Source organism: Leeuwenhoekiella sp. LLG6367-2.1 (assembly GCF_045055775.1).
Taxonomy (GTDB): Bacteria; Bacteroidota; Bacteroidia; order Flavobacteriales; family Flavobacteriaceae; genus Leeuwenhoekiella; species Leeuwenhoekiella aequorea.
This window is the reverse complement of record NZ_CP159331.1, coordinates 1,713,414-1,729,556: the sequence shown is the minus strand read 5'-3', so window position 1 is coordinate 1,729,556 and position 16,143 is coordinate 1,713,414. Positions and strand designations below refer to the sequence as shown.

The following is a 16,143-nucleotide window of genomic DNA, read 5'->3' as shown; positions in this document are numbered from 1 at the left end:
GTTTTTATTGATCCAGCATAAAACGAATTATACAAATTTTAAAAGGTAAACAAGTCCAGTTCTTTGTCAAAATAATCGACAGCCTGTTCTGTACCATAGTAAGTAAAATGATCTTTATCGTGCATATACAAATTGTTTGCTTTAGAAAGGACTTCGAGCTTTAACTCATGGATGTCGATATATGGTTTGTTTTGCAAAGAAAATTTTAGAAAGTTGTTCATAGGCAACGTTCTGTCATCGAGAAAATTATCTGGATTTACAAAAGAAAAAATTTCAGACCTTAAAAGTACATCTGGATAGGGAAGTATATAAGCTTTTGTTTGGCCTAACAGTGCATATGGAATATTGTATTTTTCAAAAAGTGCCATTGTTTCATTTATTTTTTGAATTATTTCATCATTAGTATATCTCTTTGATAAGTTTATCCAGTGACAAGATAGAATCACAAAGTCGATCTCATTGTGGTATTCAGGAATATATTCTAGATAAATATTATTCATCAATTTGACATTATCCGGCCTCCCCTTCGAATTAGGAAATGGAGTGCAACTAGATGATGTAGCTTGAAGCAAATTAATATTTTGCTTTTCAAAAAAGCTAAGGAGACTCTGAGAATATTGAGCGGCGTGACTATCGCCAATTAGCAAAACATTTTTTTTTGAATTGTCTAAATTCAGGCAGACAGTTTTATCATATTCTCCAAAATCGCTTTTACTTGTAAGAAAACAGGTGTTTGTCCTAAATTGTTGTACACTTTTCTCCTGAGTATAAATGGATTCATAATTTGCTATAACCTTTTGCTTGTCATCGAGAATTTTTTCATTGAAACTAAAAAAAAATGGTATTATAGCTAATAAAGATAACGCTATCATAGATGTAATAACGCTCTTTTGGCTTGATATCTCTCGATTTGTTTCTACATATTTAAACGATAAATAGGAAGCCCCAATACTTAGAAGCAACAGTATTACTATGGTGCTATCGTTCTTAAGAAAACCAAAATACAATGCAATAACGTAAAATGGCCAATGCCATAAATATAGCGAGTAAGATATTTTTCCTAGAATATTTAGTATTGGATTTTCCAGAATTTTAAAATTATAATTGCATAAAAGTATCAATGCTGTAGCAGCAACGGGTAGTATGGTCGTATAATTTGGCCAAGTCATATTCTCATCATAGAATACAAAACTGCCAAGCAGAAGTGTATATCCTATTATTGAGGTAATCTTTTTTAAATAAGTTGGTATTTTTTCGGTAAAAAAACCTTCATATAGAAACACTATGCAGCCCATTAACATTTCCCAAGATCTCGTGGGGAATGAGTAAAAAGAGAGAGATAAATCTTTTGTGTTTACGTATAAGTTCAATAAAAAACTAAATACAGTGAGTGATATAATAATCAGCTTAAAAATTGAAACTTTAGCGGCGTATATTTTCTTTAAGGGAAGAAGGAAAATGGGGTATAAGATATAAAACTGCCATTCTACAGACAAAGACCAAGTATGTAAGAGAATGTTATACTGAGAGGCTAAATCAAAGTAGTTTGAATTGAAGTAATAGACAAGGTTGGAGACAAAAAATATGCTGCTTAAGGCATACTTAGACATATCTTTTTGCATATCGCCAAAGAAGATAATTTGACCAACAATCAAAACAAACAAAACAAGAAGCAAGAGAGCAGGAATAATTCGGGTTGCTCTTTTTTTATAAAAGTCTAAAACATTAAAGCTGTCGTTATAAAGCCCAGTTATAATAATCTTAGACATCAAATAACCAGATATCACAAAAAATATATCTACACCGGCAAAACCGCCATCAAAGAAAGGAACGTGAAAATGAAATAATACTACGCCTATCACTGCTATAGCACGAAGTACATTAATATCATAACGAAATTGCATACCGTAAAATTATGCGTAATCTTACGATAAATAATGTTCTTACATAATTTATGTTAAATTAAAACATACAAATGGTGGTTTACTTTTGTTTTCAATAATTTACGAGGTATAAATTCCCATTAATTGAACAAATTACCTAAAATTCATATAAGAATTTGCGAAATACCCAATCTAGCTGATTCTCATTTTAATACAGATGGTCTTAACAAAAAACTGGAAGACCGCATCAAAATATGTTGCGCTATCTCGATAAGATTTAATTTTCAAGCAAGAGCGCTTCTGCTATACCACCTTTCAAACTATGCATTTTTTGTTCTGAAAATCGTTTTTGAAGTTGGTCAACAGCCTTGGCACTTCGCTTTCCAGATTCGCAATAAAAGACAACCTCACCATATTCAGCAATCTGATTGGGGTTCTTTAGTAATTGATCTAAAGGAATATGCAACCCGCCAATATTTGATGCCTCGCGCTCCGTTTTACTTCTAACATCAATCAATACATACGCGCTTTCATTTTCTTTAAAATACTTATAATCTATCTCGTTAGCCGAATTGATTGAACAACTTAAATCTAGTTCGATCAATTCAGAGATTTCTATTGAGTCATTTTTGTTAAATGGAAGTAGCATTTGTGAAACGTCAAGACTGTTATAAATTAAAAGTTTACCCGAGAGAATATTTCCTAAACCTAAGATAATCTTGATCACTTCATTAGCCTGAAACATGCCTATAATTCCGGGTAAAATACCTAGCACACCTACTTCGCTACACGTGGGCATTTCTGTTTCATTCACCGGTTCTGGATACAGACAACGGTAGGTGGGACCATTTTTAAAATTAAATACGGAAACCTGCCCTTCAAATTTAAATATGGATCCAAAAACTAATGGTTTACCACTTAAAACAGCAGCATCATTCGCCAGATACTTTGTACTGAAGCTATCGCTCCCTTCAACAATAATGTCATAATCATTTAATAATTCTAAAGCATTATCTGCAGATAAACGTGTGGGATAGATCTTAATAATAATTTGAGAATTCAGTCGATGTAAAGCCTCTTTTGCAGCTTCTACCTTCAACATTCCTACGTGTTTTTCAGCAAATAAAATCTGTCTTTGCAGATTGCTAAAATCAACACGATCATCATCTATAATCCCTAAATGCCCTACCCCGGCAGCAGCTAAATACTGCAATGCAGGACAGCCCAATCCACCACACCCAATAACTAAAACTCGTGTATTTTTAAGTTTTTGCTGGCCCAATTCTCCTACCTCATCGAGTAAAATATGCCTAGAGTAACGACTCTTTTCTGTTGCATCTAACATTCTTACCAGTTTTGATCCCAATCTTTCCATACTGGCTCTATGCCGCTATCGCGCAATAATTGAGCAATGGTTTCTGTACTACGCTCATCTGAAATCTCAAACTGCTCTAGTGATTGTGGTTCTACAACATAACCGCCTGGATTTGTTTTTGACTCCGCACTCATCGATGTAATTCCCAAATGCACAATATGATCTCTAAACTTCTCCTGCTCTCGTGTGGATATTGACAACTCTACATCTTCGTCTAGAATGCGATAGGCACATATAAGCTGAAGTAAATCTGAATCTGTCATTTCTACATTTGGTTCGAGCCCTCCGCTAAAAGGTCTTAATCGTGGAAAGGAAATTGAATACTTAGTTTTCCAATATGTTTTCTGCAAATATTTGAGATGTAGCGCTGTAAAAAAGCTGTCTGCACGCCAATCTTCAAGCCCGAATAATGCTCCAAGTCCTATTTTATGAATTCCGGCTTTTCCTAATCTATCGGGAGTTTCTAAGCGATAATCAAAATTTGATTTTTTGCCTTTAGGATGATGTGTTTTATAGGTTGCCTCGTGATACGTTTCTTGATATACTAAGGTTGCATACAAACCCGCTTTGATTAATTGCTCATACTCATCTTGATCTAAGGGTTGTATTTCCATAGAAATATTTGCAAAATGCGGTTTTAATAAACGTATTGCATTAGCAATATAATCTACTCCCACAGTTTTATTAGCTTCTCCTGTAACGAGTAAAATATGCTGAAACCCTTTATTTTTTAAAAACTGTGCCTCTTTTAAAATTTCGGCATCACTTAAAGTCTTTCTAGGTATTTTATTAGTAAGACTAAAGCCGCAATAGGTACAAATATTTTGACATTCATTACTCAAATACAGTGGCGCATACATTTGCATCGTATTGCCAAATCGTTTTTGGGTAATCATTTTGCTTCTCGTTGCCATTTGTTCTAGGTAGGGCTTTGCTGCTGGTGAAATCAAAGCTTTAAAATCCTCTAGATTGGGTTTGACGCTGGCTAGAGCCTGTTGAACATCCCGTTCCGTTTTAGAAAAAATAGAATCTAAAACGACTTCCCAGGAATAGGTATTTAAGTGCTCTTTAAAGTTAGTCATACAAAAATTGTGTTAGTGGGCTACTGGCTTGAGCATTTGTAGATTGTGGGGCAAATCGTGCAGTGTAAGCCATCCTTCCTGCTTCAACGGCAAGTTTAAAAGCTTTTGCAATAGTTACTGGATCTGGTGAAACAGCAATAGCTGTATTTACTAAAACCGCATCGGCACCCAACTCCATTGCATCTGCTGCGTGTGATGGCCTGCCGATACCGGCATCTACAATTACCGGAACATTACTTTGCGCAATGATTATCTCAAGAAAATCTCGTGTTTTGAGTCCGTTGTTGCTGCCTATAGGAGATCCCAGCGGCATTACACATTGAGCGCCTACCTCTTCAAGACGCTTGCACAACACAGGATCTGCATGTATATAAGGCATAACAACAAAGCCTAACTTTACAAGCTCTTCACAAGCTTTTAAAGTTTCAATTGCATCGGGTAACAAGTATTTAGGGTCTGGATGAATCTCCACTTTAACCCAATTAGTCTCTAAAGCTTCACGAGCCATTTGGGCCGCAAAAACTGCCTCTTTAGCGGTACGCACTCCAGATGTGTTAGGAAGGAGATGCAGGGATTCATGGGCGAGACCACTTATCATATCATCATCTGCTTTACCTACCTCAACTCGTTTTAATGCAACGGTTACAAGTTCACTTTCTGAGGCTAAAATCGCATTGCGCATCAACTGCGAACTGCTAAATTTTCCGGTTCCAGTAAAAAGTCTCGAAGAAAAAGTTTTATCTGCTATGGTTAATTTTTCCATTGTTTTAATATTTAATGAGTTTGCCAAAGGCTAAATACTTGTTTAATTATTTCTTCAGGATTGGGTTGGGCTAATAATCCTGAAACTGCAATGCCATCTACTCCGCAGTATTTTAATTTTTCAAAATCACTTGATGTTATACCTCCAATAGCAATTAATGGAACTGTATGTTGATTCTGTTTATAGCTCTGAAGCAGATTAGAATAACCGGCAAAACCTAGTAATGGACTCAATTTTTCTTTAGTTGAAGTAAACCGTAAGGGTCCTACACCTATATAATCAACACCGTTTTTTAGGTGATCTACACATTGCTCTAGTGTATTTGCAGTAGCACCAATAATTTTAGATTCTCCTAAAATCTTACGTGCTTCTGCGGTAGACATATCGTGTTGACCTAAGTGAACACCGGCTGCACCTACTTCTTGAACAATACTTACATTGTCATTGATAATGAGTTGCGCATTGTACTCATCACACCTTATTTTTGCTTTATAAGCGGTCTCAAGTACTTCTTCATAAGGTGTGTTTTTCATACGCAGCTGCACCCAATTACAACCGGCATTTAATACCCGCTCAATATGTTCTAAATGTGCATCACCACCTACTCCCTGAGATATATAGTGTAAAGAGGAAATCTCCTTTTTAAGTGTAGCGCTAGTTGTAGATATACTCATATTGATTTTTGATTTTAATAAATTCGTTTACTGGATTTTTAGAAAGCCAGATAGCTCCCAGAACAGCGACTCCGCAAAATCCCAGCGGGTATGCTTCTTCTATTTTTTCAGAAGTAATTCCGCCTAGAGCGATACAATTTTCTGGTATATCCTGTACATCAAATTGTATCCCTTCATAACCTACTTTTGAAATCGAAGTAAAAACCGGACTTAAAAACGCATAATCAAAAAATACAGCGTTGGATTTAAGATCGTCTAGCTTGTGAAATGATGTACTCACTTGATAACCGTTGCTTCTACAGTTCTTTAGCTTCTTTTTAAAAGTTTTATCCTGTGTATTACGCTCATACTCTTTAAAATGAACACCCTTGCAACCTAATTCTTCACCAAGAACATGATGTTGATGAAGCATCATTGTTGCTAAAAAACGGGGTTCAAAATTTTGAAGCCAGTTTCTCAACTCTTCTAATGTTGCCTGTGGCTTACGCACGTGAACACATTTTAAACCCAAATCAATCATTTGTTTGATTTGAGTTATTTCAGCAGATAAAAACGCTTCGGAAGTAATAACAATTAGCATCTTAACCGGTTTATAGGTACACTTCGCTTCCGTGTTTTTTAAACTCCTCAGATTTTGCTTTCATTCCCTGTTCGAGAGCCTCTTCGGTTTCCATTCCATTTTCTTTGGCGTAATTGCGCACATCCTGACTAATTTTCATAGAGCAAAAGTTAGGTCCGCACATGGAGCAAAAGTGTGCAACTTTAGCATTATCAGATGGCAATGTTTCGTCGTGATATTCACGAGCCGTATCTGGATCAAGCGCCAGATTAAACTGATCTTCCCATCTAAATTCAAAACGGGCTTTGCTCATCGCATCGTCTCTGTGCTGTGCTCCCGGATGCCCTTTTGCCAAATCTGCCGCGTGCGCTGCAATTTTATAGGTAATCACGCCTGCTTTCACATCTTCTTTATTGGGTAACCCCAGGTGCTCTTTTGGCGTAACATAGCATAACATCGCACATCCATACCAGCCTATCATTGCAGCACCTATACCACTCGTAATATGGTCATACCCTGGCGCAATATCTGTAGTCAAGGGGCCTAAGGTATAAAACGGAGCTTCTCCACAAACTTCAAGCTGTTTATCCATATTTTCTTTTATCATATGCATTGGGATGTGCCCGGGACCTTCAATAATACACTGCACATCGTGTTTCCATGCAATTTTTGTGAGTTTGCCTAAAGTTTCTAACTCGGCAAACTGAGCATAATCGTTTGCATCTGCTATGGAACCCGGGCGCAAACCATCTCCTAGAGAGAAAGAAACATCGTAAGCTTTCATGATCTCACAGATATCCTCAAAATGCTCATATAGAAAACTCTCTTTATGATGCGCCAGACACCATTTTGCCATAATCGACCCTCCTCTAGATACAATTCCGGTAAGGCGTTTTGCTGTATGAGGCACATATTTAAGACGTACACCGGCGTGAATAGTAAAATAATCTACTCCTTGCTCAGCTTGCTCGATAAGCGTATCTCTAAAAATTTCCCAGGTCAAATCTTCGGCTTTACCATTTACTTTCTCTAAGGCTTGATAAATAGGAACTGTACCTATGGGCACCGGAGAATTACGTAAAATCCATTCTCGAGTTTCGTGAATATTTTTACCTGTGGAAAGATCCATTATGGTATCTGCTCCCCAGCGGCAAGCCCATACCGCTTTCTCCACCTCTTCTTCTATTGAAGAACTCACTGCAGAATTACCAATGTTAGCATTAATTTTTACTAAAAAATTGCGCCCAATTATCATTGGCTCTGCTTCTGGGTGATTAATATTTGCCGGGATAATTGCTCTTCCCCGAGCCACCTCATCACGCACAAATTCTGGAGTGATCACTTTAGGAATACTTGCCCCGTAGCTATTTCCGGGATGCTGCTGAGAAATGGATTGAATATCAGCGAGCTTTTGATTTTCACGAATTGCAATGTATTCCATTTCTGGAGTAATTATTCCCAGACGGGCATAATGCATTTGGGTAACATTCTTACCTGCTTCAGCCTTTAACGGATTTGTATTACGTACAAATCGCAAGTGATCAAGTGCCGCATTTTGTTCCTGCTTGCGACCATAAGCAGAAGAAAGACCTTCTAACTGAATGGTATCTTTTCGGTCTATAATCCATTGTTTACGTACTGGATGTAGTCCTTTTTTTACATCAATCGATATTTTGGCATCTGTAAAAGGCCCGCTCGTATCGTAGACCAGCACAGGCTCATTTTTCTCTACTTTTCCATTAAACTTATCTACAGTATCGGCCAAGTTGATTTTGCGCATTGGCACTTTGATATCGGGATAAAGCGTACCACTCACATATATTTTTTCTGAATTTGGAAAAGGCGAGCGACTAATGGTTTGTTGCTGAGGGATTTTTTCGGTCTTCATATTGGGTAGTTTTTAAATTTATAGCTGCTAAATCAAAAAATTAACCACCTTGAGTTGCTTTGATAATAAGAATAAAAGCCTCATCGCTTACTTTAAAATCCTCCCATCGCTCTTTTGAAACTATGGCATTATTTACAGCCACAGCAATACCTTTTTTTGAAAAGTTAAGTTGGTGCAAAAGTTCTGACAGTAAAATTTCTTCAGAAAAAGAATAGGAATGATTATTAACGTTTACAGTGATCATAGATGATAAATTTTACTGTAAACAAAAGGAGGCAAATGCCGGAAAGTAACTGCATCTACTACTTGAGTCTTAAAAGAATCAATTGCATAGATGCGTTTTCACTTTTCCCTTCGCTGGTATTAACCAGATCAGGTTCAAAGGGTACTATCTCAGCCGATATTGCTATCAGCGCCCCTAAAGTTTACAACGTAAATCTAAAAATAAATATCAAATACTACTCATTTTAAGCTCCTAATTTTGAGCTAACAAAAAATAGACTTAACATTAATTAGCCTTTGATTAAGAACAATATAACACCACAAGGACAGTGTTTACCGCCGTTGATTTGTATTTTTAGAATAACTAAAAAATCAAAATTATGAAGACTGTAAAACCATATTTAACGTTTAGAGGAGAATGTCAAGAGGCTTTAAATTTTTATAAAAACTGTTTTGGCGGAGATATTGTAAATAAGGAAACGTATGAAGGAAAAGATATCGATATCCCGGGTAACTACAGAGATAAATTACAGCACGCAGAATTAAAAGGAAAAGGAATACACTTAATGGCATATGATGCATCACCAGATACACCATTGCAACACGGTAATCAAGTTCAACTAGGCGCAGATCTTGAAAGTAAAGAGGAAGTAGATGAACTATTTAAAAAATTAGAGGCCGAAGGACAAAGTCTTGCAAAACCGCAAGAAACCAGCTGGAATGCATATTATGCACGTGTACGAGATAAATATGGTGTAAACTGGATGCTTAACTACGATATGTAGTTAGTAATAATACTTAATTTAAAAAGTCGAAGTCTTGCTTCGGCTTTTTTTGTGCGCCTGAGTTTATGAAGTGGTCAAAATGACTGAAATTTGTAGTGCTATGAATCAGACCATTTCTATTCTAAACAATACGTTTATTTTACATCCTGCCGGAGGCATTTTTTGGGAAGAAAAATCAATGTTACTTATTGCAGATGTACATCTGGGTAAAATATCCCATTTTAGAAAACACGGGAGCGCCGTTCCCTTTAAAGCAGTTTCTGAAAATTTTGAACAATTAAGTCGTATTGCAGATTCATTTAATACAGAAGCTATTTGTTTTCTGGGAGACCTGTTTCACAGTAGCCTCAATGCCGAATGGAATTTATTTGAAAAATGGGTGCAATCGCGACACGAAAAAATTATTCTGGTAGCGGGAAATCATGACATTATCACGCCTGTAAAATACGAGCGATTAAAAATTCCTATTTATTCTGAAATTAGAAGTGGTGGTTTTCTACTTACACATCACCCAGAAGAAACAAGCGGTTTTTTTAATTTTTGTGGACACATACATCCTGGCATTCGGCTGGGTGGAATAGGCAGACAAGTATTAAAACTTTCATGTTTCTTTAAGACTGAAAATCAATTGATATTACCAGCTTTCGGTACATTTACAGGTAATTATTACCTGGAACCAAAATCTGGCGATCAGGTTTATGCAGTTACAAAAAACGAAGTTATACAAGTGTGTTAATCTAATTTATCGATACGCTTAGCTCCCATTTATTATGAAAAAGAAACTTGCAATCCTTAATCTCCTTTCTGTTTTACTGGTTATTGCAGTAAACGGATTATCTCAGGCACAACGCTGGAATGATACAACAATAGGAGAAATGAGTAGTAATTACGATAATTTATTTACTCCTGCCGGTTACGCATTTTCAATTTGGGGAATGATATTCTTAGGTTTATTTGCCTATGCTGTATTTGGAATTAAACGCGCATTTTTCAGTAAAAAAGAGACTCCACATATTGAGCAAACGGGATATTGGTTTGCTATTGCAAATGTGCTTAATACACTATGGGTAATAACATTTATGTATGATTATGTAGGATTATCTGTAATTATCATGCTGGGGATTTTAGTAAGTCTTATAAAAATTGTTTTTAAAACTAATATGGAACGCTGGGATGCCCCCATAGAAATAATTGCTTTTGTGTGGTGGCCTATTTGTTTTTACAGTGGATGGATTGCGGTTGCAACTATTGCTAATGTTGCTGCATTTTTAGTTAAGCTTGAATTAGCAGGTAGCGAATTAGTACAAATAATAGCAACCATGGTCATGATAACGGCTGCGGTATATATAAACCTACTCATGATAAATTTGAGAAATATGCGCGAATTTGCTCTTGTAGGTGCTTGGGCACTATTTGCCATTTTTATCAGACATCAAAACAGCCTGGAAAGCGTTGCATATTTTGCACTTTTAGGCTGTGTTTTACTGGTTATATCTGCCGGTTTACACGCTTTTAAAAATAAAGATACGAGTCCGGTTGAAAAATGTAAAGAGCGTTTTAGATCATAGATTTTATATCGTACGACCAGCTGGGATAGGTGAAAATCATTCCTTTTAAGGTATTTACGTCCAGGTTTCCACACATTGCCATAACAAACATATTTATAGTTTCTGCCGCATCCCAACTTAAGAGATGGGCTCCTAGAATATAGCCTGTCTTCTTATCTACAATAGTTTTAAAGGCATAACAATTCTGGTTCATACGTTTAGAATTATACCAGTCTGGTACATTCTCTTCTTTTACAACAATCTCGTAACCCTGCTCTCTGGCTTCTTTTTCATTATAACCCACAGTAGCTAGTTGCGGTTGCGTAAACACAACAGATGGTGTAGGCGGAAGGTCTAACTTTAGGTAGTTTTCACCTTTCAATAAGTTTTTTGAAACCACTCTGGCTTCTTGATGTGCAGTAGGCGTTAGTGGCAATGAATTGCTGGCAGCAACATCTCCACAAGCATACACATTGGGGTTTGTTGTGCTTTGCATATATTCATTAACCGTGATCCCTTTTTTGGTAAAAGCTACATTACCCTTTTCTAGTTCAAGATCATCAATAGACGGAACTCTGCCAGCGGTATTAAATACCATTTCTGCTTTAAGTTCTTTCGTTTCTCCATCTTGATTTACCGTTACTCTGTAATTTTTACGAAGCTTTTCTACGGAAGTTGCTCTCGCATTAAAAACAAAATTAATCCCTATCTGCTCAGAATTTTCTTGTAGATATTTAGATAAATTTTCATCAAAATTTGAAAGAATTCGGTCGTTTATGTCTACCATCGTCACGTTAACTCCGCAGCGAGCAGCAATATGTGCAAACTCCATTCCTATATATCCTGCACCTATAAACAACATACTTTCAGGAAGCTCTTTTAATTCAAGAAAATCATCACTAATAAGAATGTGTTCTCGTCCCGGAATTTTTAACTCCAAAGGAATATTTCCTGTTGCTATAACTATTTTATCTGCGGTTACTGTCTTCCCCTCTACAGATAGCGTGTGCTCATCAATAAACTTTGGGGATTGATGATACATTTTAATTCCTAATTTATCTAGCTTGCGCTCTGTGGTAAAAGGCACGGCACCTGTAAATGTATTTTTAAACTTCATTAAATCTGCCCAGTTTACCGTAGGCAAATCATTTATTCCCTTACCGCTAAGGTCTCTGCTGCGTTCTAAAACTTCGGTAATCCCCACTAAAACCTTCTTAGGATCGCACCCTCTATTGGCACACGTACCCCCATACTCTCTGTTATCTACTATTGCTACTTTTTTTCCTGCTTCTACTGCATCATAAGCAACGTGCTTACCTGCATTTCCGGTACCTATAATAAATATATCAAAGTGCTCTATTGCCATTCTAGTGTAATTGTGAATTAGTTTAAATTCGTTTAACCTTACTATCTACAGCGCAAGCATTATGCTCTAACTTAGAAATAAGTAAGAAGAAAAAGATTGTGTAAATCATTTGTGTACCTACTCCTGCCCAATCTTCTTTAAATGCAGAACCAAAAATTAAAATTGCAATAAGAACTGAAGAAGCTGCAAGTGCAAAACGGGTCTTTAATCCTGCTAAAAGCAAAATTCCCAGAATTAGCTCAATAAATGGTAAAACGTAAGCAAAAGGAAGTATTAGAAATTCTGGCAAATATGTTTCTGAAAAGCCTTGTGTAAGTCCAGTTGCAAACGCAGAAAGTTTGGGTAATCTTATAATGCCATGCATTAGAAAATTAATGCCAATCGTAATGCGAGCCAGAAAAAAAGCCAGTTGCTGATTAGTTAGGTTTTTCATTTTTATCAAATGTAGTAAAGGCTCTTACCGTTTTGTGTTACAAAAATGATAAATCGTTTATAGGATTTATGATAAAAAACAAGAAGATACTATCTTTGCTCGCTTATGGGTAAAACCAAGATCACGCAGCCATTTTCACAGTCTTTGCAAATGCAAAAACTGCACGACGCTATTTCTAATAGTGCCGATAAATCATCACGAATCTCAATTAGCGGACTTATAGGTTCATCGCTGTCTATTTTACTGGCAGAAAGCTTCAAAAAAGCAGAAAAACCTTTCCTTGTCATTCTTAATGATAAAGAAGAAGCGGCCTATATTTTAAATGATTTAGAACAATTAGTTAAAGAGACTAATGTTCTTTTTTATCCGGGAAGTTACCGCAGACCCTATCAAATTGAAGAGACCGATAATGCAAACGTACTGCTAAGAGCAGAAGTTCTCAATAGAATAAATAGCAGAAAAAAACCTGCGTTAATCGTTACCTATCCCGATGCGCTGTTTGAAAAGGTTGTTACCCGAAAAGAATTAGATAAAAGCACATTAAAAGTAAAATTGAATGATAAACTATCACTCGATTTTGTTAATGAAATGCTTTTTGAATACAAGTTTAGACGCGTTGATTTTGTTACCGAACCCGGAGAGTTTTCTGTACGTGGTGGGATTATAGATGTGTTTTCATTCTCTCACGATGAGCCATATCGCATAGAGTTTTTTGGTGATGAAGTTGATAGCATACGTACCTTTGATGTAGAGACTCAACTTTCAGTAAAAAAGATTGAGAAAATAAGCTTGATGCCTAATGTGGAAAATAAGGCATTGCAAGAATCTCGCGACAGTTTCTTTAAATATATTGCTACAGACACTGTAGTTTTCACTCAGGATATTGAGCAACTTGCCGCTCGTATAGACACTAATTTTGAAAAAGCGCAGGAAGCATATAACAATCTTGACAGTGAAGTAAAACGTACTGCCCCGGAAGCTCTGTTTTGTGATTCACAAACAATTAAAAGACAGCTATTAGATTTTACCCTTGTAAAATTAAGCTCAGATTTACCGGGCAAAGAATCCAATATTCAGATAGGTTTTAATCAATTTCCTCAGCCTGCTTTTAACAAGCAATTCAATCTACTTATTGAAAATCTTAATGAGAATGAAGAGGCAGGTTATACAAACTACATTTGTTGTGCCAGTGAGCAGCAGGCAAAACGGTTTAAAGATATTTTTGAGGATGCACAGTCTGATGTAAAACAATATGAGACTATAATCCTCCCACTCTATCGCGGTTTTATCGATGAAGATTTTAAAATAGTCTGTTACACAGATCATCAGATATTTGAGCGGTATCATAAATTTAAGCTCAAGGATGGTTATGCAAAAAAACAAGCCATTACCCTTAAAGACCTAACCAGCTTACAGGTGGGTGATTACATTACTCATATTGATCACGGAATAGGAAAGTTTGGCGGACTTCAAAAAATTGAGGTTGAAGGCAAAAAGCAGGAAGCTATTAAGCTTATCTATGGCGAGCGCGATGTACTTTATTTAAGCATTCACTCGCTGCATAAGGTTACAAAATACAATGGTAAAGATGGTAAACCGCCCACCATTTACAAACTGGGAAGTGCTGCCTGGAAGAAATTAAAGCAAAAGACAAAAACCAGAGTTAAGGAAATTGCCTTTAACCTGATCAAGTTATATGCTAAGCGCCGTCTGGAAAAAGGTTTTGCATTTGGGCCTGATACGTATTTGCAAAACGAACTCGAAGCGAGTTTTATATATGAAGACACGCCAGATCAAAGCAGTGCTACAGAAGCTGTAAAAGCAGATATGGAAAGTGCTCGCCCTATGGATCGGCTTGTTTGTGGCGATGTAGGATTTGGTAAAACCGAAGTTGCAATTAGGGCTGCATTTAAAGCTGTAGATAATGGCAAACAAGTGGCGGTACTCGTACCCACCACTATTCTGGCATTTCAGCATCATAAAACATTTAGTGAACGACTCAAAGATTTACCGGTAACTGTAGATTATTTGAATCGTTTTCGTACCGCAAAAGAAAAGCGCGAGACTTTAGAACGCCTTGCAAATGGTAGGGTAGATATTATTATAGGTACTCATCAACTCACGAGTAAAAACGTGAAATTTAAAGATCTGGGATTACTTATCGTAGATGAGGAACAAAAATTTGGTGTAGCTGTAAAAGATAAACTTAAGACGATTAAGGAGAATGTAGATACATTAACATTAACGGCAACTCCTATCCCGCGTACGCTACAATTCAGTTTAATGGCGGCTCGAGATATGAGTACAATAACGACTGCTCCTCCTAACCGCTACCCTATTGAAACGCATATAATACGTTTACAGGAAGAAACCATACGCGATGCTGTTTCTTATGAAATACAGCGCGGGGGACAAGTATTTTTTATACACAACAGACTGCAAAATATTAAAGAAGTCGCGGGTATGATACAGCGCCTGGTGCCAGATGCTAAAATAGGTATAGGTCATGGGCAAATGGATGGTAAAAAACTTGAGGAACTAATGCTCAAGTTTATGGATGGCGAGTTTGATGTATTAGTCTCTACAACAATCGTAGAAAGTGGTCTTGATGTCCCTAATGCAAACACAATTTTCATTAATAACGCTAATAATTTTGGGCTATCAGATTTGCATCAAATGCGAGGACGTGTAGGTCGTAGTAATAAGAAAGCGTTTTGCTATTTTATTACTCCGCCGTTTTCTACAATGACAGATGATGCACGTAAGCGTATGACGGCATTAGAGCAATTTTCAAGTCTTGGAAGTGGTATAAATATCGCGATGAAAGATCTCGAAATACGTGGTGCGGGCGATTTATTAGGCGGTGAGCAGAGTGGTTTTATGAATGAAATAGGATTTGATACTTATCAAAAAATCCTTAACGAAGCGATTGAAGAGCTTAAAGAAAATGAGTTTGCAGACTTATATGCAGAAGATGATGTTGATGATTCTAATAAAGAATATGTGAAGGATACGGTAATCGATTCCGATTTTTCCCTTATGTTTCCTGATGATTATATCAACAATATAACAGAGCGTTTAAATCTATATACCGAATTAAATAGCCTAAAAACTGAAGAAGAACTTGCAGCTTTTGAAGCTCGCTTAATTGACCGTTTTGGGGAATTACCTAAACAAGCAGATGACTTGCTTAATTCGGTGCGCATTAAATGGGTAGCAACTCATTATGGCCTTGAGAAGGTTGTAATGAAAAATAAGAAACTTATAGGATTCTTTATCGCAGACCAGCAGTCAAAATTTTACCAGAGTCCGGCTTTCTCCAGAGTACTTCAATTTGTACAAACGCACGCCAACAGAGTTACTTTAAAAGAAAAGAAAACAAGTAAAGGTTTACGTTTATTGCTTTCTGCGCAAGGTATTTCTTCTGTAGACAAAGCAATAGATGTATTAAAACCTCTTATGCCGAAGAAATCAGAAACAGTTTCTGAAACAGAATAAGCTTCGTGAAATTATTCTTAAACCCTTTAAACAGTACAATGTCGGGTAAATGACGGGTGAAATTTAAG

The 16,143-nt window shown here is 36.6% G+C and carries 14 protein-coding genes and 1 riboswitch; of the genes, 4 read left to right on the top strand and 10 right to left on the bottom strand.

Features of this window, described 5'->3' with window-relative positions:
- Positions 1-38: 38 nt before the first annotated feature.
- The 8 genes from ABVM53_RS07905 to thiS form a co-directional block, all read right to left on the bottom strand.
- Positions 39-1,904 (bottom strand): acyltransferase family protein, encoded by a 1,866-nt coding sequence (locus ABVM53_RS07905; protein WP_405330821.1) that lies wholly within the window; start codon positions 1,902-1,904, stop codon positions 39-41.
- Between the two features lie 256 nt (positions 1,905-2,160).
- Positions 2,161-3,228 carry a molybdopterin-synthase adenylyltransferase MoeB gene (moeB, locus tag ABVM53_RS07900; protein ID WP_405330820.1) on the bottom strand — a complete coding sequence of 356 codons (1,068 nt, stop codon included), beginning with the start codon at positions 3,226-3,228 and terminating at the stop codon, positions 2,161-2,163.
- 2 nt (positions 3,229-3,230) lie between these two features.
- The gene (gene thiH / locus ABVM53_RS07895; protein WP_405330819.1) at positions 3,231-4,340 is read right to left on the bottom strand and encodes a 2-iminoacetate synthase ThiH; all 1,110 of its coding nucleotides are present in this window, start codon (positions 4,338-4,340) and stop codon (positions 3,231-3,233) included.
- Positions 4,333-5,103, bottom strand: coding sequence for a thiazole synthase (locus tag ABVM53_RS07890; protein ID WP_405330818.1), 771 nt, complete (start codon positions 5,101-5,103; stop codon positions 4,333-4,335). The genes thiH and ABVM53_RS07890 overlap by 8 nt, the downstream gene beginning before the upstream one ends.
- An 11-nt stretch (positions 5,104-5,114) precedes the next feature.
- Entirely contained in the window at positions 5,115-5,777 is a 663-nt protein-coding gene (locus ABVM53_RS07885; RefSeq protein ID WP_405330817.1) for a thiamine phosphate synthase, read from the bottom strand.
- Entirely contained in the window at positions 5,758-6,357 is a 600-nt protein-coding gene (locus tag ABVM53_RS07880; RefSeq protein ID WP_405330816.1) for a thiamine phosphate synthase, read from the bottom strand. The genes ABVM53_RS07885 and ABVM53_RS07880 overlap by 20 nt, the downstream gene beginning before the upstream one ends.
- Before the next feature lie 10 nt (positions 6,358-6,367).
- Positions 6,368-8,224, bottom strand: a complete 1,857-nt coding sequence (thiC, locus tag ABVM53_RS07875) for a phosphomethylpyrimidine synthase ThiC (protein ID WP_405330815.1) — start codon at positions 8,222-8,224, stop codon at positions 6,368-6,370.
- 40 nt (positions 8,225-8,264) lie between these two features.
- A complete protein-coding gene (thiS, locus tag ABVM53_RS07870) occupies positions 8,265-8,468 on the bottom strand; it encodes a sulfur carrier protein ThiS (RefSeq protein WP_405330814.1) in 204 nt (67 codons plus the stop codon).
- 88 nt (positions 8,469-8,556) lie between these two features.
- Positions 8,557-8,654: riboswitch (TPP riboswitch) on the bottom strand.
- A gap of 172 nt (positions 8,655-8,826) precedes the next feature.
- Here thiS and ABVM53_RS07865 point away from each other — a divergent pair.
- The 3 genes from ABVM53_RS07865 (at position 8,827) to ABVM53_RS07855 (ending at position 10,799) form a co-directional block, all read left to right on the top strand.
- Positions 8,827-9,231: a VOC family protein gene (locus ABVM53_RS07865; RefSeq protein ID WP_405330813.1), complete on the top strand. Its 405-nt coding sequence runs from the start codon at positions 8,827-8,829 to the stop codon at positions 9,229-9,231.
- Between the two features lie 100 nt (positions 9,232-9,331).
- Positions 9,332-9,967 (top strand): ligase-associated DNA damage response endonuclease PdeM, encoded by a 636-nt coding sequence (pdeM, locus tag ABVM53_RS07860; protein WP_405330812.1) that lies wholly within the window; start codon positions 9,332-9,334, stop codon positions 9,965-9,967.
- A gap of 34 nt (positions 9,968-10,001) precedes the next feature.
- On the top strand, positions 10,002-10,799 hold the full coding sequence (locus ABVM53_RS07855) for a tryptophan-rich sensory protein (protein ID WP_405330811.1): 798 nt from the start codon (positions 10,002-10,004) through the stop codon (positions 10,797-10,799).
- Here the strand turns inward: ABVM53_RS07855 and ABVM53_RS07850 are convergent.
- Positions 10,789-12,144 (bottom strand): dihydrolipoyl dehydrogenase family protein, encoded by a 1,356-nt coding sequence (locus tag ABVM53_RS07850; protein WP_405330810.1) that lies wholly within the window; start codon positions 12,142-12,144, stop codon positions 10,789-10,791. The two genes, ABVM53_RS07855 and ABVM53_RS07850, sit on opposite strands and share 11 nt — an antisense overlap.
- A gap of 22 nt (positions 12,145-12,166) precedes the next feature.
- The gene (locus ABVM53_RS07845; protein WP_405330809.1) at positions 12,167-12,577 is read right to left on the bottom strand and encodes a MauE/DoxX family redox-associated membrane protein; all 411 of its coding nucleotides are present in this window, start codon (positions 12,575-12,577) and stop codon (positions 12,167-12,169) included.
- 105 nt (positions 12,578-12,682) lie between these two features.
- On the opposite strand from ABVM53_RS07845, the gene mfd reads away from it, so the two are divergent.
- A complete protein-coding gene (gene mfd / locus ABVM53_RS07840; RefSeq protein WP_405330808.1) occupies positions 12,683-16,075 on the top strand; it encodes a transcription-repair coupling factor in 3,393 nt (1,130 codons plus the stop codon).
- Positions 16,076-16,143: the final 68 nt, after the last annotated feature.

What these genes read in the sequence shown, in the direction of transcription:
- ABVM53_RS07855 (WP_405330811.1), top strand. Translation starts at nt 10,002, where the DNA reads ATGAAAAAGAAACTTGCAATCCTTAATCTCCTTTCTGTTTTACTGGTT.
- pdeM (WP_405330812.1), top strand. Translation starts at nt 9,332, where the DNA reads ATGAATCAGACCATTTCTATTCTAAACAATACGTTTATTTTACATCCT.
- ABVM53_RS07905 (WP_405330821.1), bottom strand. Translation starts at nt 1,904, where the DNA reads ATGCAATTTCGTTATGATATTAATGTACTTCGTGCTATAGCAGTGATA.
- thiC (WP_405330815.1), bottom strand. Translation starts at nt 8,224, where the DNA reads ATGAAGACCGAAAAAATCCCTCAGCAACAAACCATTAGTCGCTCGCCT.
- ABVM53_RS07880 (WP_405330816.1), bottom strand. Translation starts at nt 6,357, where the DNA reads ATGCTAATTGTTATTACTTCCGAAGCGTTTTTATCTGCTGAAATAACT.
- ABVM53_RS07845 (WP_405330809.1), bottom strand. Translation starts at nt 12,577, where the DNA reads ATGAAAAACCTAACTAATCAGCAACTGGCTTTTTTTCTGGCTCGCATT.
- ABVM53_RS07865 (WP_405330813.1), top strand. Translation starts at nt 8,827, where the DNA reads ATGAAGACTGTAAAACCATATTTAACGTTTAGAGGAGAATGTCAAGAG.
- ABVM53_RS07885 (WP_405330817.1), bottom strand. Translation starts at nt 5,777, where the DNA reads ATGAGTATATCTACAACTAGCGCTACACTTAAAAAGGAGATTTCCTCT.
- mfd (WP_405330808.1), top strand. Translation starts at nt 12,683, where the DNA reads ATGGGTAAAACCAAGATCACGCAGCCATTTTCACAGTCTTTGCAAATG.
- moeB (WP_405330820.1), bottom strand. Translation starts at nt 3,228, where the DNA reads ATGTTAGATGCAACAGAAAAGAGTCGTTACTCTAGGCATATTTTACTC.
- ABVM53_RS07850 (WP_405330810.1), bottom strand. Translation starts at nt 12,144, where the DNA reads ATGGCAATAGAGCACTTTGATATATTTATTATAGGTACCGGAAATGCA.
- ABVM53_RS07890 (WP_405330818.1), bottom strand. Translation starts at nt 5,103, where the DNA reads ATGGAAAAATTAACCATAGCAGATAAAACTTTTTCTTCGAGACTTTTT.
- thiH (WP_405330819.1), bottom strand. Translation starts at nt 4,340, where the DNA reads ATGACTAACTTTAAAGAGCACTTAAATACCTATTCCTGGGAAGTCGTT.
- thiS (WP_405330814.1), bottom strand. Translation starts at nt 8,468, where the DNA reads ATGATCACTGTAAACGTTAATAATCATTCCTATTCTTTTTCTGAAGAA.